Here is a 20,648-nt window from a genome sequence, read left to right as displayed (position 1 = left end):
CGGGAGCGGTGACCGCAGTGGCGGCCAGGCGTCCGGGCGAGGCAGGCTGTACTCATGAGAGCGCCTTGGCGCTCGCCCCCGGGACCGGGAGCCGGCGGCCACCACCAGGTCCTTTTCACCCTCGCGGAGTGCCTGCCCTTCGCGGTCGCCCTGCTGGTGCTCCTCGTCGAGCTCACGCCGGCGCACGTCGTGTACACCGGCCCCCTGCTGGTTGCGACACCCGCTCTGGCAGCGGTGACGATGGGTCCCGGCGGCACGCTCGCGGCGACGGGAGTGGCCGTCGGAGTCAGCGTGATCACCGCCACCCACAACCAGGCCTGGGGAGGTCAGCAGGTCTACACGAACTTCCTCGCCCTGTTCCTGGTCTCGGTGGCGAGCTTCGTGATGAGCCGCACCGCGCGCACGCGCCGGGAGAACGAGCTCAACCAGGTCCGCCGGATCGCCACGGCCGCCCAGGAGGTCCTGCTGCGGCCCGTGCCCGCCCGGCTGGGCCCCGTAAGCGCGGCCAGCATGTACCTGGCGGCCGAGACGGGAGCGCAGATCGGCGGCGATCTGTACGACGCGGTCCAGACCCGGTACGGGGTCCGGATGATCGTCGGGGATGTCCGGGGCAAGGGACTGCCGGCCGTACGGGCCGCCGCGGTCGTGCTGGGCGCATTCCGGGAGTCCGTGCACTACGAGGACGACCTGGTGGAGGTCGTCAGCCACTGCGAAGCGGCCCTGCGGCGGGACGCCGCCGTCGCGGGCGCGGGCGCGGGCGTGGGAGTGGGAGTGGCCGGCGGTGACGACGCCCTCCTGGAGGGATTCGTCACCGCGCTCGTGGCCCAGATCCCCGACAGCCACCACATCGAGGTGATCAACCGGGGCCACCCGCCCCCGCTGCTGCTGCGCAACCGCACGGTCCGGTCCCTCTCGCCCACCGCCCCCTTGCCGCCGCTCGGTCTCGGGGAATTCATCAGCGGCCCTCCCGGGCGGACGGACAGCTATCCGTTCGCACCGGGGGACCGGCTGCTGTTGTGCACCGACGGCGTCGTCGAGGCCCGCGACCGGGACAGCACCTTCTTCGACCTGCCCGAGGCCATGCTGACCATGCGCGACCACACCCGGCAGGCGTTCCTGGAGGGCCTGCGCCGGGCATTGGTCCGCCACACCCAGGGCCGCCTGGCGGACGATGTGGCGGTGATCCTTCTCGACCGGCGCGAAGACGAGGGACACGGGCGTTGACCAGCACGGAGCCGTTGTCCTCGCCGGCGGCGACCGACCGCTGTTGCGGTACGAAACATGCACCGGTCCTTCACCGGCAGTGGCAATCAGCAGTCGTGAAGCCCTTTCAGCAGATGCGCACGCACACGCAGGTTGAGTTGGAGGACAGCCGGAAGTGGCCGTCAACACGCGCCGCCGCCATGGCCGTTGTCAGCGAAGGCCGGCCGGCGCGGTCGCCGTCATCCTGCCGCCGCCGAGAGGGGCGGGGTGTGCCGGTGGCCGCCGCCCGTCCGTGTGCGGGTCGCCGGACCGACTGGTAGCGTCGATTGCGTGCGTTCCACCCATACCGCTGCGGCGTAGCACTGCGGGGCAGCCGTTGATCGGCAGAGGAACGGGATCACATGGCAAAGCCCAGCTTCCGTATCGGGGCAGCAGCGGCCGGGATCGCTCTGGGCCTCCTGACAACACCAGCCCCGAGTGCGGCGGGCGCCGCACCACCCCACACCGGTACCACCGAAATCACCGGGCCCGACAAGGTCGCCGCGTCACGCTTCGTGCCGGGTCCCTGCCCCAGGACGCCTGAGCCGATCGAAGCGCTGGCCACCGCCCGGTGCGGATTCCTGGAGGTCCCGGAGAACCGCACCCGTCCCGACGGCCGGACCATCCGGCTGGCCGCGGCGGTCATCCCGGCCACCTCGGCGAAGCCGGCCCGGGACCCCGTGGTGTTCATGTCGGGCGGCCCCGGTGGCGAGACCTTCGACGACATCCCGTTCCTGGTCTCCTCCGGCCTGAACCGGGACCGCGAACTGATCATCATGGCCCAGCGCGGCAATCTCTACGACGAACCCAACCTCGCCTGTCCGGAGCTGGACCGCTTCTACGCCACGTCCGTGGGCCTCCCCTCCTACGCACCGCAGACGGAACGGCTCATGCTCGACGCGGTGAAGCGGTGCCGGGACCGCCTGACGGCCGACGGGACCGACCTCGGCGCCTACAACAGCACCGAGAACGCCGCCGACTTCGCCGACCTGCGCACGGCGCTCGGCATCAAGCAGTGGAACGTCTACGGCCACTCCTACGGCAGCAACCTGGCCATGACCTACCTGCGCCTGCACCCCCAGGGGATCCGCGCGGTGGCGCTCGACTCCTTCACCCCTCCGCAGTCCGTCTCCCTGCCGTTCGCCTGGGCCGGCGCCCGGGAGGGCCTCGACCACCTCTACAAGGCCTGCGCGGCGGAGCCCCGCTGCAAGAGCCGCTACCCGGACCTCGCGCGCACCCTGAACGAGCAGGTGCACAAGCTGGAGGCCCAGCCGCTGACGCTGAACGCCCGGCCGCCGCAGGGCGGAGACCCGGTGAAGGTCGTCCTCGACGGCGGCGCACTGCTGAACGTGCTGGTCGCCAAGGCAATCCCGTTCGTCGACGTCCCGGCGGCCATCGAGGAACTCGGCCGCGGACGTCCGGAGCGCTTCGCCCGGGCCCGCGCCGCCGGCTCGGTCCAGGTCACCGGTCAGACCGCCCACGGTCTGACGAATTCGGTGGTCTGCAGCGAGTGGGTGCCGGGTCACTCGGCGTCCGACGTACTGAAGGCGGGCCGCGCAGCGTTCCCCGACTGGCCGGAATCGGTCCAGGCCCAGGCGCCTCAACTGGCGTTCCAGGACCGGGTGTGCCACATCTGGAACGTCCCGGACCGCACCGCCACGCAGCGGGTGGCCCCCGTCAGCTCGGTGCCGACGCTCTTCCTCAACGGGACGTTCGACATGAAGACCGGGGCGAGCTGGGCGCAGAAGACGGCCCGTACGCTGCCCCACTCGACCACCGTGCAGATCCCGGGCATCGGGCACTGGGCGGTCCCGCAGTCGCCCTGCGCCCAGAAGGTGCTGGTGTCCTTCCTCACCCGTCCGACCGCGCCCGACACCGGCTGCGTGGCGAGCCTCAGGTGGGAACCGTTCACGATCACCCCGAAGTGAGCGGGAGGGCAGTTTCAAGAAAGAAGGTGGTGTCCGTGAAACGGATGGTGTCGTCGTGCACCGCCGGGGGCGCCATGGTTGCGGTGGTTCTGGCCGGTGTCGCACACCCGCAGGCCTACGCGACCGGCGACGACCGCGAGAAGCGCAGCGCAGCCGTTCTCCAGGAGCTGGTGGCTTCTCCTGATGGCCCGGGCTGTGCGGCAGCCGTCGGCATACGGGGAAGCGTCGTCTGGGAGGCGGGGAGAGGGAAAGCCGATCTGACGACCGGGCGCGCCATCACCTCGAAGACGGTCTTCGACATGGCGTCCAACTCCAAGCAATTCACCGCAGACGCCGTTCTCTTGCTGGCCGGACGGCACCGACTCGCCCTGGACGACCCCCTGTCCGATTTCCTCGACAACCCGCCCGCCTGGACGCGGGACGTCACACTGGGCGACCTGATGCGTCACACCAGCGGCATTGCCGACTACCAGGATCTGCTGGAGGCCAAGGGCATCGAACTGACGGATCCGGCCGGCCAGAAGGAAGCGATCGCGGCCATCCTCGCCTCACAGCCGGAAGATCCGCCGGGCAAGCGCTTCTCCTACTCCAACTCCAACTACGTCCTCCTGGCACACGTCGTCGAGAGGGTCACCGGCAAGCCGTTCCCGACCTTCCTCCAACAGGAATTCTTCACCCCACTGCACCTGCGCATGACGTTGTCCCCGGCGGTGGACGTTCCCGGCAAGGCGAAGTCGTACGACGAGGAGGACGGCTCCTTCACTCCCAATTCCTCCCCCTGGAAACAGTACGGAGACGGCTCCGTCCAAACCACCACCGGGGAATTCGTCCGCTGGGCCGACAATTACCGCACCGGTCGCATCGGTGGAACGCAACTGCTCACCGGAGTCACGGAGGGAGCGGTGAGTGTGGGCGACGTCCTGCGCCAGCGCGGCATCGAAGAAGGGAGGTACGGGGCCGGAATCCTCGTTCTCCCCGACAAGAGCCTGGTGCATCGCGGCGACTGGGAGGGATTTCACAGCACCTTCAAGGTGAGCCCGGACCGCGACACTGCGGTAACCGTCGCGTGCAACGTGGATTCACCCGACAATTTCCGTGCGGCCAATCAACTGTTGGACATATGGGGCAAATAGGTCAGGTGGCCGCAGTCCCGTGTCGGTCGGCCGCGGAGTTCGGTGTGCGACGTTGTGGGTAGTCAACAAGGCGCGATGTTGAAGTCGCCGCGGTCGCGCCGAACAGGGATCCACCCCTGGCCTGGGTGTCTAGCAGGCGCCCACGCCAAGGATCGGTGCCCGGGATGGTCGGTACGCCCGTGTGGCAGCTCGGCCTACCGGCCGCCGAGCCCGGTCGACCGTCTATGAGGGTGAGCTGCCCGCGGGCAAGGGGCTGGCGCAGTCCTTCTACGGCAGCACACCGGTCCAGACGTTCGAGGATCTGTGCTTCGAGACCTTCATCCTCGGCTGTTGCAGCATTGACGTGGCCCAAGGTGCCACCGCGTACAACGTGGACGACGTCCCGGTGAAGCGGGCGGCCGTGGCCGCCGCGTCATCCTTGTGGCAACGGCCGAGAAGCTGGGCCGGACAGTGAGGGCGTCGTCGGGCTGTTCCGTTCCACCGACGACGGCTCGGCCTGGGTCCGGATCAACGACGACCAGCACCAGTTCGGTGGGAGCGCGTCAACGTCAGCAGCGGGGACCCCGACGTGTACGGGCGGGTCTACCTGGCGCAACGGCCGTGGCGTGGTGTACGGCGACCTGTCCTGATCCTCTTGGTCCGTGGCGGGCGGCGGTCCGCGCCGTCCACCCACGGGCCAGGGAAGCGGGGCCACACGGGCTCGGCGAGGGTGAGGCAGGCGGCCGCGCAGGTGCGTGGGTGGCTTCGACCCGGCTACGGGCATGGCCTCATCGTGTCGGGGTGAAGCCGCCCCAGACCGAGAGTGCGCCGCGGGGACCGTTGGCGTCGACGCGGTAGCCGTCGTGCTTGGCCTCGCGCTCGCCGGCGGCGTGGTTGTACTGGCCGGCGAAGACATGCTGTCCGGCCGGGACCGTGCGGCCCGGCTTGAGAGTCCAGCGGTAGACCACTGCTCCGCCCTCGTGCTGCACGGTGACGGTGAAGTCGTCGGCGGGCAGCGTCCGCCAGCTGCCGGTGCTCTGCACTCCGCCGGTCTGCGTGATGCGCAGTTCCATGGTGAGTGCGGTGAGCGGTTGGGTGGTCTTGAGGGTGATGTTGCTCTGGGCCCAGTAGGTGTTGCTGTTCGCGCCCAAGGAGCCGGCCGACCACAGGGGCCCGTCCTGGACGTGCGCGCTGCCGGGCCGAGTCGAGCCCGCGCCGCCTGACGCCGCAGGGCTGGGGCTGGTCGAGGGCGTAGTCGAGGGCGAGCGGTCCGGCGCGGTCGGGCCGCCGGTGGTGGGCGCCGACGGCGTCGAGTGGGGAGTCCCGGGCGCGGTCGGCGCGGCGGGGGTGGCCGGCGCGCCGGGGGTGGCCGGAATGTCCGGCCGGGCCGGCGGGGACTGGACGATGGCGGCGACGGCGAAACCACCGACCGCCAGAACGCCGGCCGTGGCGAGGGAGGCGAGCGCGACCCTGGGCCAGGGCCTCGCGCCTGACGACTCGCGGGGGCCGGCGGGGGCGCCGGACATGCCGCGTTCCACGCGTGCCAGGATCCGGGCGCGGTCGGGCTGGTGGGCCTCGGCGGCTGCGCGCAGCCGCCCGGTGAGCTCCTCGTTCAACGGCTCCTCCTCCCCGCCAACAGTTCCCCGGCTGCTCCTGTGCTGCCCAGCATCCGTTCCAGGTCGGCCATCCCCTTCGAGGTCTGGCTCTTCACCGTACCGACCGATATTCCGAGCGCCAGAGCGGTGTCCTTCTCCGACAGGTCGAAGGCGTGCCGCAGGACCACGCATGCCCGCTTCCGGAACGGCAACCGGTCGAGAGCAGTACGCACGTCCACCACGGCGGCCACGTCCGGACCGTCCAACGCCTCAGCGCCGCGGGACCAGAACAGGGCGATCCGGCGGCGCTCGCGAACCGCGCTGCGGATCCGTGACCGTGCCAGGTTGGCGACCACGCCACGCGCGTAGGCGAGTGGGTACTCGGCCTGGCGCAGCCGGTCCCAGCGTTGCCACAGTGCGATCAGGGCGTCCGCGGCCAGATCGTCGGCACCGTCCGCCTCGCCCGTCAGGAGATGGGCGAACCGGGCGAGTTCGGCGTAGTGGCGTTCGAAGAAGTCGTGGAACTCCGCGGACGCGTCATCGAGGACCACGCTGTCGGTCGCCCCTTCCGCAAATGTGTGCGTTAACATCCGGGCGGCAGCGTATCAGCGCCCGGTACGACCCAGGGCGCTCCAGTGCGGCCGTACCCCGGATCCGCCACCGGCCGCGGTGTGGTTTCAGTGCGGGGCGAACTGGACTCGGGTCGGTTGTGCGACGTTCGGCAGCAGCGCGCTCCCGTCGACCGTCAGCTGCTCTCCGTAGATGTCGGTGATCCTCATCGCGCCGCCGCACCCGCTGCCGTCGGTGGAGAGGAAGTAGTTGTAGTCGGTACGAGGCAGCCTCCGCCAGCCCTTGGTGGTGCGTACCTCCAGCTGTGCGACCGGATTGCGGTGGTCGATCACCTGGATGCCGCACCAGTGGGGGCTGGAACCAGTCTTGTACCGGACGGAGATCGTGCCGGACGTCTGGGGGCTCAGCAGGCTCCAGGTGATCGGGATACGGCCGAGCTTTGGATCGGCCAGTTTCGCGAAGGCCTGTTCGCTGAGGTCCAGTTGGCCGGGTGCGCAGGGCAGTGGGCACTCGTTGGTGATCCGGACCGTGATCGAGGCGCCGCTCGCGGCGCGGACGCGCACGTAAGCGCCGCACGCCCTGGACGACTCGTAGTCGGTGGTGTTCATCGCCGCGATCATGAGGTCGTCGCTCGGGCCGAACAGGCAGGCGCCGTTGCCGTCGCCGGCGGCGTAGGCGGTGGCGACGCCCTTGTAGGTAGTCCCGGGCTGGATGCGGCCTGCCGACGGTGCCGCGCTGGACGCCGCCTGCGGGGTTGCCTTCGCCGAAGGCTGTGGCGCCGCGGTGGTCGTACCGACGGCCGCGGTCGCGGTTGCCGCGGTATGCGAGCTGTCCGTCGGGGGCGCGGGGCTCGTCGGGGCCGAGGGCGTGGCTTCCGCCTGGGTGGCGGCGGGGGCGGCCACTTCGGCCCCGACCTCGGCCTTGGGACCGGGGAGCATGGCCGTCACCAGGCAGAGGAGGACGCCCGCGGCGGTCAGCGCCGTCGTTCCCGTCATCAGCCTGTGTCTATGCCTGCGCTGCCGCGCGGCCTGCCGTGCAGTCTGCATGTCCGTCCGTTCGAAGATTCGAGTCGAGGTGCACTGCTTGGTCGCCGCAGGATGCGTAAAGGTTGCCGACGGGGAGGAAGCGCGCGCGACGGGTGCTCCGGGGCGGCCGGGCAGCTGCGTCCCGTACCGGCCCGCTCACTGGGCGGGGGAGTGCGGGGAAATGGGCTGGGCGGCACGGATGCCGCGCGGCGTCGGACGTTTCCGCGCGACCGTGGACGAGCTGCAGACGCCCTACGTGCGCCACAGGAGAACGGCAACCGTGCGGACACCAGAGTCCTGGTGCGCCGGGTCGCTCCGTGCTCACCGTCCTGCTCGGCACTGCGGCCTCGGACTCCACCGCACGCCGCGCCTGGCCGGGCTGGACGAGCCGCAGTTGGACCGGATCGCCAAGGCCCGGTGTCCGTGGTGGCGTCGTAGTGCCTCGGTCCGTACCCGCGATGAAAGTCCACAAAAGAGAGGAACCCCAGCCGACGCACGGCTGGGGTTCCTCGAGGCGGTGAATATCGATCAGCAGGTGGAGTTGCCCGTGCCGTAAACCGCTCGTCTCCGCGCTGGCAGGCCGCCCCGAATCGCGATCACCGTGGATCGGGCAGGTTAGCGCTGCAGGGTGAGGACACCCGGCCGGTACGGCAGTTGGTCGTAGGGGCCGCCCGCGGTGGGGGACTTGCCCTGGTAGAGGAACTGCAGGTTGCAGGGGTCGATGGTCATGGTCTGGTCGGGGTTGTTGCGGACCAGGTCACCGTGGCTGATGTCGTTGGTCCAGGTGGCACCGCTGTTGGCCTTGCCGGCGAAGGGGTTGCTCTCGGTGGCGGCCTGCGGGGTCCACGAACCGCTCAGGCTGGAGGCCGTGAACGAGCGGAAGTATCGCCCGTTCGCACCCTTCGCCTCAACGATCATGAGGTACTGCTGTCGGCCCTGGACCTTGTAGACCTGGGGGGCCTCGAACAGGTTGGCCTCCGTATCGCTCATGACCGTCGTGTACGACGAGCCGAAGTTGCCCGGGAAGTTCCCGATCGGCATGCTCGCCCGGTAGATCTTGCCGTTGTCACCGGCGAAGAACAGGTACATGTTCTGGTCGTCGGCGATCAGGGTCTGGTCGATCGGGCCGGTGGGGGAGTCGGTGCGGGGGATGCTGCCGGTGAACAGCGGCTGCGGCGCGGACCAGCCGTTGGGGTCGGTGGGGTCGCTCGACGTGCGGTAGATGAAGGGCCACTGGCCCCACTGGTACGCCAGCACCCAGATCTTCTTGGGCGCGAAGTAGAACAGCGTGGGCGCGACCGCGGGCTGGCTCATCGCCTTCTGCCCGGCGGACGCCATGTCCGACCAGTTGGTGAAGGGGCTGAACGTCATCGAGCCGTACTTCGATCCGTTGAAGTTCGACCCGTAGACCAGGTGCTTGCCGTTGTGCACCACGTTGGTGAAGTCCTTCAGCGAGGCCCACCCGTTCGCAGGCTGCGCCAGGGCACCCGTCGAATTCCACTTGTACGTCGATGGAAGAGCACACGTGCCGCCGCCAGACCCGGACGGGGCGATCCACTTCTGGTTGCTGCCGGACCAGCAGGAGTGCAACTGGATCTTGGTGCCGTTGGCGGTGGCCGCGCCGACGGCGTCGAGACACAGCCTGGACTGGACACCGGCGATCGTGCCGTCGGTGTTGATGTTCCACTGCTGGTTGGTGCCGCCGTTGCAGTCCCAGATGACCACCGCGGTGCCGTTGGTGGTGCCCTTGTTCTTGGCGTCCAGGCACTTGTTGCCGTGGATCTTCAGCTGCTTGCCGTCGGTGTAGGTCCAACGCTGGTTGGCCTGTCCGCTGCAGGTCCACAGCTGGACCTGGGTGCCGTTGGCGGTGGTGGAGACGGGGACGTCGATACAGCGGCCGGAGGCCACGCCCTTGATCTCCCCCGTACCGGTACCGTCGGCCGGCTTGCTCGGGGTGGTACCCGAGCCGGAGCTGAGGGCGTTCACGACGGCGGTGTAGGCGGCCTTGGGTTTGCCGTTGTTGTCGAACAGCAGGGGGCTGTCGCCGCTGCGCCAGGAGTCGCTGTCACGGATGCCCCATACCGTGATGCCGGTGCACCGGGCCACGGACAGGCAGGCTTTGACCGTGTTGGCGTAGTGGGTGGACGACGCCCGGGCGATGTCCAGTTCGGTGATCTGGACGTCAACGCCCAGGGCGGCGAAGTTGGACAAGGTGGTCCGGAAGCTGGACGGCGGGCCGCCGACGCCGAAGTGGCTCTGGAACCCGACGCAGTCGATCGGCACGCCGCGGGACTTGAAGTCCTTGACCATGCTGTAGACGCCTTGGGTCTTGGCGTCCGACCAGTTCTCGATGTTGTAGTCGTTGTAGCAGAGCTTGGCCGAGGAGTCGGCCGCCCGGGCGGTGCGGAACGCTTCCTCGATGAAGCCGTTGCCCAGCACGTTCTGGAACACCGAGCTGCGGTGCTGGGTGGAGCCGTCGGCGAACGCCTCGTTGACCACGTCCCAGGCGTAGATCTTGCCCTTGTAGTGGGTCATCTGGGTGGTGATGTGGTTGTTCATCACGCTGCGCAGCGTGGCGGCGTCGGTGATGCCGCTGACCCACGTGGGCAACTGGGAGTGCCACACCAGAGTGTGCCCGCGCAGCCGCTGCCCGTGGGAGGTCGCGTGGCCGACGATCCGGTCGGCGGGGCCGAAGTTGAAATTGCCGCGGGACGGTTCGATGGCGTCCCACTTCATTTCGTTCTCCGGGGTGATCATGTTGAATTCCCGGTCCAGGATCGTGGCGTACGTCGAGTCGCCGAGCCTGCCAGCGGCCACAGCGGTGCCGAAGTACCTGCCCGAGGGGGCCGCCTGCGTACCCAGGGTTGTGGCTCCGGCGGAGCTGGGGAGGAGCGTCACGACACCGGCCAGCAGCGCCGCGGCCGACAGTCCTACCGTCAATGTTCGGCGACGCCGGCCGAGCCGGTGCAGGCCCTTCATGATTCTCCTCGGGGGTCGCGGGTCACCCTGGGTGCCGTGATCGTGCGCGCATCGGCCGGTACGGCCTGATCTGCCGCGGGGTGGGTGCGGTGCAGGACGTGGGGCCGTTCCTGCGTACCGGTCGCCCGGGGTTCGTAGGTGTGTCGCGTCATTGGAGAGGCTTTCTTCAGGGGATACGTCAAGGGGGGAAGTCGGGGAACCTGCCACGCCGGCACGTCATGGTGCGCGGCGGGAAGGGCACCCCACGAAGTGGAGGCCTCCCAACCCGGGGTCTCGTAACAGAAAAGTCGCGCCGTCCGGACGATTGCTCAGTGATGCATCTCGCAGGCAAAAAGCGTTATGCCAAGCCCCGCGGTCTGGTCGTCTCTGTGGAAGGGGAGCGCCGCCCTGATCATCAGTGAAGGTTTTTGGAGTGGTATCGGTGGCGGTTGCGGTGATCAGCCTTCAGGCCGGTCACGGCGAGGCAGCCGTCGATGAATGCGGATCGAAGCTGGATTCGGCGCAGCACTCGGCTCACTGCCGGGTTGAGAACGGCGTGGTGGAGGATCGTGGTGCAGGATCACCAGCTGTCACTGCGCGACTCGCTCCAAAACGCTCAAAGAGCGGTTCTCAAGACCAGGCCCTGCGCATGATGAAGGAAGCCTGGCCGGCGAAGGCCCGAGTGCCGTCGGAGCCATCGAGCCAGATGCCACCGTCGCGGTGGCGGATGACCGATCCGGGATAGTTGTGCGCGTGCAGGGTCACCGACCCGGCGACCGCCCCGGGTTGCGGACAGAAGGTGGCGTCTTCACGGAACAGTTCACTGCCGTCGTCGGTGCTCAGCCGCAGCCGCAGGTCACGATGGCGCAGATAGCGGCCGTCGGCGGCGCGGAAGGTGACGCACCGTGTGTCGGCCAGCCCCCGGACAACCGTGAAGGTGACCCGCTGCCGTGTCTGCGCGCTGCTGGACGCGGAGACTCGGCCGAGCGTCGCGAAGTCGCCGGCATACGTGAGGTACAGGGCGGGCTCGTCCACGGACTCCAGCGACTGTGCGCCCAGCGGAACAGTGCCTGCGACGGCGGACGGACTCACCGGGGACGGTCCGGCCGACGTGGTGGTGCGCGACGGGATCGGCGTGGGATTGCCGACCGTGGGAGCGGCGATGACGCCGGGCACCCGGTGCGCCGGTTCGGGCCAGGTCGCGTAGGTGGCGGTCCCGGCGATGAGCACCGCGCCGGTGGCGAGGCTCGCCACCGGATGAGCGGTGACCGCGAAGAGCTTGCCGATCAGTGAGCTGTGCAGACCGCCTCCCCCCGTCGCCGTGCCGACGGCGACGTGTGCCGTGGCCAGCCCGGCGGCGCTCGCGGCCGTACCCGACAGCAGGCCCTTGGCGGCCAGCGCGGCGATGAGTCCGGCCGGGACGGCCAGCGACGCGAGGCTGATGAGCAGTAGTTCGGCCGGAACCCGTTGTGTCGTCGTCGCCATGCAGACCGGGCAGTCGCGGGTGTGCCGCGCGATCCGCTTGCGCCACACCGATGCACGGAGACCGTCCCAGCCGACGACGGTCTCGTCCAACTGCGGACAGCGCGGGTCGGCCTCCAGCGCGGCGACGATCGTGCGGCTCAGTTCCAGCTGCTCGCGCATGCGTTGCAGGCGTACTCCGACGTGGGCGACAGTGAGCCCCGTCGCGGCGGCGATGTCGTCACGGCTCAGCGAGCCGGCGCATTCCTGCCACCACAGCGACAGCAGCACCCGATGGTCCGGGTCGAGCCACTGGCCGGCTTCGACGACTTGACGGCGCTCGTCCGACACATGCAGACGCAGGATCGTCACGTCCTCAGGTTCGGCGCCGGCGTCCGGTATCTGGAGTGCCTCGTCGATGACCGTGGTCCGGCCGGCGAAGGCGCGTTGCCGGTGCCAGTGGGTATTGATCTGGCGGAGCGTGATCGACACCAGCCAGGACCGGAAGCTCTCCGGGGCACGCAGGGCAGGCAGGTCCCGCACCACGCGCAGCAGGGTTTCCTGGACGACGTCGTCGACGTCGGCATGTCCGCTCAGCGCTCGCCCGACGATGTTGTAGAGCAACGGCAGGTACGCGGCGATCAGCTCCTCGCGCGCCCGATCGTCACCGGCCTGCGCCGCGGTAACCAGCCCTGCGTGGTCCGCATCCATGAGCCCCATTCCAACCTCCCTCAGGGAAGCGATCCGCCGAGTACGGCGCCGCACCTTAGCGTCGGCAAGGGTATGCGGCCAAAGCTGGATCACTGGACCGGCCCGCGCCGACTTGGAGGGCCCTGGCCGTTCCGACCCCCGTCCCACGCGTTTCGGCGCTGTGGACGTGGCCACGGCCTTTGCACGGCACGCCATCTCCAAGGCCGGAGCTGTCTCCCTCCGAGATCGTCGGTCTTGAATGGGCCGTCGGCGAGTTGGCCGCCGGCTACCCGAACGCACCCAGATGATCTGTGGGAGTCGGCCATGGAGGACACCAAGGGCACCAGTGTCACCCGGCCACTGATCAACGCCTACCGCACCACGAGGTGACCTGAAAAGTTCCCGGCTCAAGGCAACCCTTTGCGGGGCCTGTGACCACAAGGAGTCGGATCCGGCCGTTTCGGTAGCTGGATCCACTTTCCTCTGGTGGCATGCAAGGAGAACACCCCCCATGAAGAACCCCACGAACGGCGGGCGCCGCGGGCGTCATCGCCGTCGCTGGACCGCGACCAGTCTGCTGCTCGGCGTGCCCGCCATCGTCGTGCCGTATCTCCTGTTCGTGCAGGAGGGCTCGCAGGCCGCGACGGTCGACGGCGATGCCTACTACCGGCTGGTTTCCGTACGCAGCGGCAAGGCGCTTGACGTCAACGCCTTCTCCACCGCCGACGGCACCCGCATCCAGCAGTGGACCGACCAGAACACCGCCAACCAGCAGTGGAGGCTGAGACCCACCGGGGACGGCTACTACGAGCTGGTGAACCGCAACAGCGGCAAAGTGCTGGGCATAGCGGGCGATTCGACCGCTCAGGCGGCCGCCGCTGAGCAGCAGACCGACAGCTCCTCCACCTCCCAGGAGTGGCGGATCGACGATGTGGGTGGTTCCGGCGCCGTCACCTTCACCTCCCGCAGGAGCGGCCAGGTCCTGGATGTCTCCGGAGGCTCCACGGCCGAGGGCGCGGCAGTCATCCAGTATCCCGGCAAGGGCAGCACCAACCAGCAGTGGAAGCTGGTGAAAACGGCCGCGACCCAGGCGGCCGGACCGTATGTGTGGAACAACGCCCAGGTGGTGGGCGGCGGTTACGTCACCGGGCTGGTGTTCAACCCGCGCGAGAAGGGTCTGCTGTACGCCCGCACCGACATGGGCGGCGCCTACCGCTGGGACACCGCGGCCGAGCAGTGGCTCCCGCTCACCGACTGGGTCGGCGAGAAGGACTGGAACCTGCTGGGCATCGATTCGCTGGCCACCGACCCCGTCGACCCCAACCGGTTCTACGCCGCCGCGGGCACCTACACCAACGGCTGGGCGGGCAACGCCGAGCTCCTGCGCTCCACGGACCGGGGCCGCACCTTCAAGCGCACCGCTCTGCCTTTCAAGCTGGGCGCCAACGAGCACGGCCGCGGGGCGGGCGAGCGGCTGGCGATCAACCCCGCAGACAACCGCACCCTGCTGCTGGGCACCCGCAAGAACGGCCTGTGGCGCAGCACCGACCACGGCGTGACATGGAGTCAGGTCGCCTCGTTCCCCGTCAAGGACGGGGCGAGCAGCGGCGCGGGCATCGCCTTCGTGACGTACGGCCCGGCCGGCAGCAAGACGGTCTATGTCGGCGTCGCCGACAAGTCCACCTCCCTGTACCGCTCCACCGACGGCGGCAGCACCTGGCAGGCCGTCTCCGGGCAGCCCACCGGCCAGATGCCGCAGCACGGTGTGCTCTCCGGTGACGGCTCGCTCTACCTGACGTACACCAACGCCCTCGGGCCCAACGGCGTGACGGCGGGTTCGGTGTGGAAGTACACGCCGGCCGGCGGGGCGTGGAAGAACGTCTCCCCGTCCCAGGGCAGCTACGGGTTCTCCGGTCTGGCCGTCGACCCGCAGAAGCCGTCCACGGTGATGGTCACCACCCTCAACCGCTGGTGGCCCGAGGACGAGATCTACCGGACCACCGACGGCGGTACGACCTGGAAGGCACTGGCCGAGAAATCGGTGCGGGACGCCTCCGGCGCGCCTTACGTCGGTACCGGCACAGGGCACTGGATGACCGCCCTGGCCATCGACCCCTTCAGCTCCGGGCACGTGCTGTACGGCACCGGCAACGGCATCTGGCGCAGCAAGGACGCCAACGCCTCCGACAGCGGCGGCACCAGCCACTGGAGCGCGGGGGCCCGAGGGCTGGAGGAGACCGCGCTGCTGGACGCGGTCGCCCCGCCCGGCGGCGCCCAAGTCGTCACCGCCATGGGCGACCAAGGCGGTTTCCGCCACGACTCCCTGACCAAGGTGCCCGCCGGGCGACTGAAGAACCCGATGATGACCAACAGCACCGACATCGATTTCGCCCAGTCCAACCCCGCGCTGATGGTCCGCGTCGGCCTTGGCGGCGACAAGGACGGCGCCTACTCCACCGACGGCGGCACCAGCTGGACCGGCTTCACGACAGAGCCGGTGGACAGCGCCGACACCGGACATGTCGCGCTCGCGGCGGACGGCTCCACCATCGTCTGGACCCAGGCCGGTCAGGCCCCGTACCGCTCGACCGATAAGGGGTCGAGCTGGTCGAGGGTCAGCGGCCTGGGCACCGACGCCGTGGTCGTCGCCGACCGCTCCTCGGCCAAGACCTTCTACTCGCTGGCCGGCGGCACGCTCTACGCCAGCACCGACGGCGGCGCGACCTTCACCGCCCGCGCCGTCAACCTGCCTGGCGGCGAGCTCACGGCCGTCCCCGGCATCGCGGGGGACCTGTGGATCTCCGGTGGCGGCAAGGGGCTGCTGCGCTCCACGGATGGCGGCCGGACCTTCACCGCACTCACCACGGTGAAGTCCGCCTCTGCCCTCGGCTTCGGCAAGGCGGCGCCGGGCGCCGACTACCAGGCCCTGTACCTGATCGGTACCGTCAAGGACGTCACCGGAGTCTTCCGCTCCACCGACAAGGGCGCCACCTGGCTCCGCGTCAACGACGACGCCCACCAGTGGGGCAGCATCGGCGGTGTCGGCGTCATCACCGGCGACCCCGACACCTTCGGGCGCGTCTATGTCGGAACCAACGGACGCGGCCTCCAGTACGGCGACCCGTCCTGACCCCAACGCCCGAGCGGTGCCGCAGACACACAACGGCCTGCGGCACCGCCGTGGCTGAGGGACCTCGCCTCGTGCTGCACGACCGAGGACGAACTCCGAGAAACGGCATCCATGTGCATTCGCGACGGCGCCATTCAGCCGGCAAGAGGAGTCCAGGCATCCAGCACATGAAAGCGACAGCAGAGAGCCGTGTCTCGACCGCGCTGCGGCTCCGTGCCCTTGGCGTGCCCATACGGGCGGTCAACCTCGGTCAACAGGGGCGCGATCCGACCGAAGCCCTTTCCGCACAGTGCATGTCCGCGGGTCAGAGCCAGAGGGGCCAGTCAAGCACCGTCGCTTCCCGAGCCTATAGCGCGGGTTTGATCCCCGTCATCCGCTCTTGAGAGAAGGCCCAGGTCAGCGACCTGGGCCTTCTTCATTGTCTAGACGCATTCTGCTGTGGCGGGTGCTGACCGGCGACGACGACTTCGACCTCGACCACTGGGTAACCAGTATCTCCAACCGCCCTGCGGAGGCACAGGCATGACGACCGAAGCGATCCTCCCCGAGCAGGAGGAAGGCGCCGCGCCGGTGCTGCGGCAGCAGGTGCTGGTCCTGTACTCGGCCACCTCGGCGCTGGACTCCCATGCCGTGGGCTGGTCGCTGTACGACGGCACGGGCCGCACCTCGCCCACCACGGACGACAGCGACGAGCCGCCGTACGAGTCGGGGGTGGCGGCGCTCCGGGCGGGATGGCGGCTGATCCAGGCCGCTCAGCTGATCCCGCCGTACCCGGGTCATGAGTACGACGTCTCCTTCCTCAAGCACGAGTTCTTCTTCGAGCGGATCGAAGACGCGCGAGCGGAGCCGCAGGAGGAGGACCCCCGTTAGGCGGGGCACCCCTCCTCGGGCGGGCGGTGCCGCCGAGCCGAGGAGGGGCGGGGTCAGGCTCCGGCCTTGCGCTTGTTGTAGACGTCGAAGCCGACGGCCGCCAGCAGTACCAGGCCCTTGATCACCTGCTGGTAGTCGGTACCCACACCAACCAGCGACATGCCGTTGTTCAGCACGCCCAGCACCAGACCGCCGATGATCGCACCAAGGACGGTGCCCACACCGCCGCTCGCGGAGGCGCCGCCGATGAAGGCGGCGGCGATCGCCTCCAACTCGAAGTTGATGCCGGCCTGGGGGGTACCGGCGTTGAGTCGCGCAGCGAAGACCAGCCCGGCCAGGGCCGCGAGGACGCCCATGTTCACGAAGGCCAGGAAGACGACCCGCTTGCTCTTCACCCCGGACAGCCTCGCCGCCGCCTCGTTGCCGCCGATGGCGTAGGTGTGCCGGCCGAGGATCGAGTTGCGCATCACGTATCCGAAGCCCACCAGCAGGACGCCGAGGATCAGCAGAACGGTCGGCACCCCGTGGTAGCTGGCCAGCAGCAGCGTGAAAGCCACCACGGCCGCGCTGATCGCGCCGAGCTTCACCAGGAACAGCCCGGCCGGGAGCGGTTCCAGCCCGTACGAGGCGGCCCGCCGCCGTCCGCGCACCTCCTGCAGGATCGCGACGGCCAACACCGTGAGGCCCAGCAGCAGGGTGAGGTTGTGGTAATCGGTGTCGGGGCCGACCGCGGGGAGGAAGCCGCTGCTGATGTTCTGGAAGCCCTTGGGGAACGGAGCCACCGACTGGCCCTGCAGGAGGATCTGGGTCCCACCGCGGAACAGCAGCATGCCGGCCAGCGTGACGATGAACGAGGGGATCCCGAGATAGGCGATCCAGAACCCCTGCCAGGCTCCGGCGAGAGCCCCGATCAGCAGCGCGACCACCAGCGCCACGGGCCACGGCACCTTGTGCCCGACCACCATCACCGCCGCGGCCGCCCCGACGAAGGCGGCGAGCGACCCAACCGACAGGTCGATGTGCCCGGCGATGATGACGATCATCATGCCGATGGCCAGGATGAGGATGTAGCCGTTCTGCTGGATCAGATTGGTGATGTTGAGCGGCTGGAGCAGGATGCCGTCCGTCCAGAACTGGAACAGCAGCACGATCAGCGCCAGCGCAAGCAGCATCCCGTACTGGCGCAGGTTGCCGCGTAGCGCTCGGGCCAGTACGGCACCGGCCGACCGACGTTGGCCGGTCTCCGGTGTGCCGGGCGTGGTGTCTGGGGTGGTCTCGGTCTGGGCCATGCCTCACACCTGCTTGTCGGGGTATGCCGCGCTCGTGGTCATGAGCCGCATGAGGGATTCCTGGGTGGCGTCCGCGCGGGTCACCTCACCGGTGATCCGGCCTTCGGCCATGGTGTAGATCCGGTCGCACAGGCCCAGGAGTTCGGGGAGTTCGGAGGAGATGACGAGTACCGTCTTGCCCTGGGCGGCGAGTTCGGCGATGACGGTGTAGATCTCCGCCTTGGCGCCGATGTCGATGCCCCGGGTCGGTTCGTCGAGGATCAGTACCTGCGGCTCGGCGAAGATCCACTTGCTGAGGACGACCTTCTGCTGGTTGCCGCCGCTGAGCTTGCCGGTCTCCGCGAACACCGAGGGGGCCTTGATGTTCATAATCCGCCGGAACGATTCGGCGATCCGGGCCTCCTCGTGCCGGTTGACCCAGCCTCGCCGGGCGACCTTGCCGAGGGCGCTCAGCGAGATGTTCCGGCTGATGTCGTCGTTGAGGTTGAGGCCGAGCTGCTTGCGGTCCTCTGTCACGTACGCGATGCCGTGCCCGATCGCCTCCGGCACCGTCCGGGTACGGATCTCCCGGCCGTGCAGCCGCACCCGGCCGCCGGTCCACCGTCCGTACGAGCGGCCGAAGACGCTCATGGCCAGTTCGGTGCGGCCGGCGCCCATGAGGCCGGCGATGCCGACGATCTCGCCTCGACGGACGTTCAGCGAGACGCCGTCGACCACCCTCCGCCGGTGGTCGATCGGGTGTTGGACGCTCCAGTCCTCGATTTCGAAGGCGATCTCGCCGATCTCCGCGGCGCGCTCGGGGTAGCGGTGTTCCAGGTCGCGGCCGACCATGCCACGGATGATCCGCTCCTCGGAGATGCCCTCGGAACCGATCGCGATGGTCTCGATGGTCCGCCCGTCGCGCAGGATGGTGACGGCGTCGGCGACCCGGGCGATCTCGTTCAGCTTGTGCGAGATGAGGATGCAGGAGATGCCCTGAGCCTTGAGTTCGAGGATCAGGTCGAGCAGCTTGCGGCTGTCCTCGTCGTTCAGGGCGGCCGTCGGCTCGTCCAGGATGAGCAGCTTGACCTTCTTGGCGAGCGCCTTGGCGATCTCGACCAACTGCTGTTTGCCCACGCCGAGATCGGCGATCCTGGTGTGCGGGTTCTCGTCGAGTCCGACCTGCCGGATCAGTGCGGCGGCGTGGGTCAGCGTCCGGTGCCAGCTGATGACGCCCCGAGTGGCGTGCTCGTTGCCGAGGAAGATGTTCTCGGCGATGGACAGGTAGGGCACCAGTGCGAGTTCCTGGTGGATGATCACGATGCCGCGCTGCTCGCTGGCTCGGATGTCCCGGAACCGGCAGGGATCGCCCTCGAAGTAGATCTCGCCCTGGTAGCCGCCATGAGGGTGGACCCCGCTGAGTACCTTCATCAGTGTGGACTTGCCGGCGCCGTTCTCACCGCAGATCGCGTGCACCTCACCCGCGGCGACGGTCAGGTTGACCTCGGAGAGAGCCTTGACACCGGGAAACGTCTTGCTGATCGACCGCATCTCGAGAACGGGTCGGGCCATGGTGGTGCATCCGTATCGTCGGGGCGGTGCGGTGCCGGGCGGCTCCCGGGCTCCGCACCGCCGGTTCGGCGTCGCCGGACCCGTCTGTCCGGCCCCGTGGGCTACTTGAGCTGGTCCGCGGTGTACTGGCCGCTGTCCACCAGGACCTTCTGGTAGTTCTCCTTGTCGACGCTGACCGGCTGGAGCAGCTGCGCCGGTACGGTCTTGACGCCGTTGTCGTACTGGCCGGTGTCGTTGACCTCGGGCTTGCCGCCGGTCAGTAGCGCGTTGCCCATCTGGACTGCGGCCTTGGCCAGTTGGCGGGTGTCCTTGTAGACGGTCTGGGTCTGCTCGCCCGCGGTGATCGACTTCACCGAGGCCAGCTCGGCGTCCTGGCCCGTTACGACGGGCAGTGACTGGCCGGTGCCGTAGCCGACGCCCTTCAGCGACGAGATGATGCCGATCGAGATGCCGTCGTACGGCGAGAGCACGGCGTCGACGCGGGCGGCGGTGTACGACTTGCTCAGCAGGTTGTCCATCCGGGACTGGGCGAGACCGCCATCCCAGCGCAGTGTGGCGATCTGGTTGAAGGAGGTTTGGCCACTCTGCACGACCAGCTTCTTGTCGTCTACGTACGGCTTGAGGACGCTCATCGCACCGTTGAAGAAGAACGTGGCGTTGTTGTCGTCCGGTGAGCCGGCGAACAGCTCGATGTTGAAGGGGCCCTTGCCGTCCTTGAGGCCGAGCTTGTCGACGATGTAACTGCCCTGGAGGACACCGACCTTGTAGTTGTCGAAGGTCGCGTAGTAGTCGACGTTCTTCGTGCCACGGATCAGTCGGTCGTAGGAGATGACGGGGATGTGGGCGTCGGCGGCCTTCTGCAGCACGTTGGTGAGCGAGGAACCGTCGATGGCGGCGATCACCAGCAGCTTGGCCCCCTTGGTGATCATGTTCTCCACCTGGGAGACCTGGTTCTCCACGACGTTGTCGCCGTACTGGAGGTCGGTCTTGTAACCCTTGGCCTGGAACTCCTTGACCATGTTGTTGCCGTCGTTGATCCAGCGCTCCGACGACTTGGTCGGCATCGCGATGCCGATGAGGCCCCCTTTGGCGTCTCCGCCGGCCCCGCCGTCGCCCGCTCCGTTGGCGCTCTGGCCGCAGGCTGCCAGCGACAGCGTGAGACCCACGGCGACAAGGCCCGCTGAAAGCTTCCGCACAGTTCCTCCAGTGATGTTCCGCGACCGGCCC

At 68.8% G+C, this 20,648-nt stretch carries 14 protein-coding genes; 6 read left to right on the top strand and 8 right to left on the bottom strand.

The window, feature by feature from the left end; genetic code table 11:
- Positions 1-54 precede the first annotated feature (54 nt).
- From AB0447_RS05685 to AB0447_RS05670, 4 genes are all read left to right on the top strand, one after another.
- Positions 55-1,224, top strand: a complete 1,170-nt coding sequence (locus AB0447_RS05685; RefSeq protein WP_366475195.1) for a PP2C family protein-serine/threonine phosphatase — start codon at positions 55-57, stop codon at positions 1,222-1,224.
- A gap of 380 nt (positions 1,225-1,604) precedes the next feature.
- Positions 1,605-3,170: an alpha/beta fold hydrolase gene (locus AB0447_RS05680; RefSeq protein ID WP_366475194.1), complete on the top strand. Its 1,566-nt coding sequence runs from the start codon at positions 1,605-1,607 to the stop codon at positions 3,168-3,170.
- A gap of 44 nt (positions 3,171-3,214) precedes the next feature.
- On the top strand, positions 3,215-4,303 hold the full coding sequence (locus AB0447_RS05675) for a serine hydrolase domain-containing protein (protein ID WP_366475335.1): 1,089 nt from the start codon (positions 3,215-3,217) through the stop codon (positions 4,301-4,303).
- A gap of 181 nt (positions 4,304-4,484) precedes the next feature.
- The gene (locus AB0447_RS05670) at positions 4,485-4,757 is read left to right on the top strand and encodes a hypothetical protein (RefSeq protein WP_366475193.1); all 273 of its coding nucleotides are present in this window, start codon (positions 4,485-4,487) and stop codon (positions 4,755-4,757) included.
- Between the two features lie 313 nt (positions 4,758-5,070).
- On the opposite strand, the gene AB0447_RS05665 is transcribed toward AB0447_RS05670, so the two are convergent.
- The 5 genes from AB0447_RS05665 to AB0447_RS05645 all read right to left on the bottom strand — a co-directional run bounded on the left by AB0447_RS05665 (position 5,071) and on the right by AB0447_RS05645 (position 12,602).
- A complete protein-coding gene (locus AB0447_RS05665) occupies positions 5,071-5,898 on the bottom strand; it encodes a hypothetical protein (protein WP_366475192.1) in 828 nt (275 codons plus the stop codon).
- Positions 5,895-6,467 carry a SigE family RNA polymerase sigma factor gene (locus tag AB0447_RS05660; protein ID WP_366475191.1) on the bottom strand — a complete coding sequence of 191 codons (573 nt, stop codon included), beginning with the start codon at positions 6,465-6,467 and terminating at the stop codon, positions 5,895-5,897. The genes AB0447_RS05665 and AB0447_RS05660 overlap by 4 nt, the downstream gene beginning before the upstream one ends.
- 87 nt (positions 6,468-6,554) lie before the next feature.
- The gene (locus AB0447_RS05655; RefSeq protein ID WP_366475190.1) at positions 6,555-7,442 is read right to left on the bottom strand and encodes an expansin EXLX1 family cellulose-binding protein; all 888 of its coding nucleotides are present in this window, start codon (positions 7,440-7,442) and stop codon (positions 6,555-6,557) included.
- Between the two features lie 645 nt (positions 7,443-8,087).
- The gene (locus AB0447_RS05650; protein WP_366475189.1) at positions 8,088-10,451 is read right to left on the bottom strand and encodes a non-reducing end alpha-L-arabinofuranosidase family hydrolase; all 2,364 of its coding nucleotides are present in this window, start codon (positions 10,449-10,451) and stop codon (positions 8,088-8,090) included.
- 609 nt (positions 10,452-11,060) lie between these two features.
- Positions 11,061-12,602 carry a sigma-70 family RNA polymerase sigma factor gene (locus tag AB0447_RS05645; protein ID WP_366475188.1) on the bottom strand — a complete coding sequence of 514 codons (1,542 nt, stop codon included), beginning with the start codon at positions 12,600-12,602 and terminating at the stop codon, positions 11,061-11,063.
- A gap of 490 nt (positions 12,603-13,092) precedes the next feature.
- Between AB0447_RS05645 and AB0447_RS05640 the strand changes: the two genes are divergently transcribed.
- Both AB0447_RS05640 and AB0447_RS05635 read left to right on the top strand, forming a co-directional pair.
- The gene (locus AB0447_RS05640) at positions 13,093-15,711 is read left to right on the top strand and encodes an RICIN domain-containing protein (RefSeq protein WP_366475187.1); all 2,619 of its coding nucleotides are present in this window, start codon (positions 13,093-13,095) and stop codon (positions 15,709-15,711) included.
- A gap of 522 nt (positions 15,712-16,233) precedes the next feature.
- Positions 16,234-16,581 (top strand): hypothetical protein, encoded by a 348-nt coding sequence (locus tag AB0447_RS05635; protein ID WP_366475186.1) that lies wholly within the window; start codon positions 16,234-16,236, stop codon positions 16,579-16,581.
- 53 nt (positions 16,582-16,634) lie between these two features.
- On the opposite strand, the gene mmsB is transcribed toward AB0447_RS05635, so the two are convergent.
- The 3 genes from mmsB to chvE form a co-directional block, all read right to left on the bottom strand.
- Entirely contained in the window at positions 16,635-17,870 is a 1,236-nt protein-coding gene (gene mmsB, locus AB0447_RS05630) for a multiple monosaccharide ABC transporter permease (RefSeq protein ID WP_366475185.1), read from the bottom strand.
- A gap of 3 nt (positions 17,871-17,873) precedes the next feature.
- Positions 17,874-19,421 (bottom strand): multiple monosaccharide ABC transporter ATP-binding protein, encoded by a 1,548-nt coding sequence (gene mmsA / locus AB0447_RS05625; protein ID WP_366475183.1) that lies wholly within the window; start codon positions 19,419-19,421, stop codon positions 17,874-17,876.
- A gap of 101 nt (positions 19,422-19,522) precedes the next feature.
- Complete coding sequence (gene chvE / locus AB0447_RS05620) at positions 19,523-20,587, bottom strand: multiple monosaccharide ABC transporter substrate-binding protein (protein WP_366475182.1); 1,065 nt, start codon at positions 20,585-20,587, stop codon at positions 19,523-19,525.
- Between the last annotated feature and the right edge of the window lie 61 nt (positions 20,588-20,648).

It is taken from the genome of Streptomyces sp. NPDC051211 (assembly GCF_040689505.1).
In the GTDB taxonomy this organism is placed as follows: Bacteria; Actinomycetota; Actinomycetes; order Streptomycetales; family Streptomycetaceae; genus Streptomyces.
Note: the sequence above shows the minus strand (reverse complement) of the source record. Positions and strands in the feature narration are given on the sequence as shown.

Coding starts and splice junctions, on each gene's coding strand:
- AB0447_RS05680 (WP_366475194.1), top strand. CDS start 1,605: ATGGCAAAGCCCAGCTTCCGTATCGGGGCAGCAGCGGCCGGGATCGCT.
- AB0447_RS05650 (WP_366475189.1), bottom strand. CDS start 10,451: ATGAAGGGCCTGCACCGGCTCGGCCGGCGTCGCCGAACATTGACGGTA.
- AB0447_RS05645 (WP_366475188.1), bottom strand. CDS start 12,602: ATGGATGCGGACCACGCAGGGCTGGTTACCGCGGCGCAGGCCGGTGAC.
- AB0447_RS05660 (WP_366475191.1), bottom strand. CDS start 6,467: ATGTTAACGCACACATTTGCGGAAGGGGCGACCGACAGCGTGGTCCTC.
- AB0447_RS05635 (WP_366475186.1), top strand. CDS start 16,234: ATGACGACCGAAGCGATCCTCCCCGAGCAGGAGGAAGGCGCCGCGCCG.
- mmsA (WP_366475183.1), bottom strand. CDS start 19,421: ATGGCCCGACCCGTTCTCGAGATGCGGTCGATCAGCAAGACGTTTCCC.
- AB0447_RS05685 (WP_366475195.1), top strand. CDS start 55: ATGAGAGCGCCTTGGCGCTCGCCCCCGGGACCGGGAGCCGGCGGCCAC.
- AB0447_RS05675 (WP_366475335.1), top strand. CDS start 3,215: ATGGTGTCGTCGTGCACCGCCGGGGGCGCCATGGTTGCGGTGGTTCTG.
- AB0447_RS05655 (WP_366475190.1), bottom strand. CDS start 7,442: ATGACGGGAACGACGGCGCTGACCGCCGCGGGCGTCCTCCTCTGCCTG.
- mmsB (WP_366475185.1), bottom strand. CDS start 17,870: ATGGCCCAGACCGAGACCACCCCAGACACCACGCCCGGCACACCGGAG.
- AB0447_RS05640 (WP_366475187.1), top strand. CDS start 13,093: ATGAAGAACCCCACGAACGGCGGGCGCCGCGGGCGTCATCGCCGTCGC.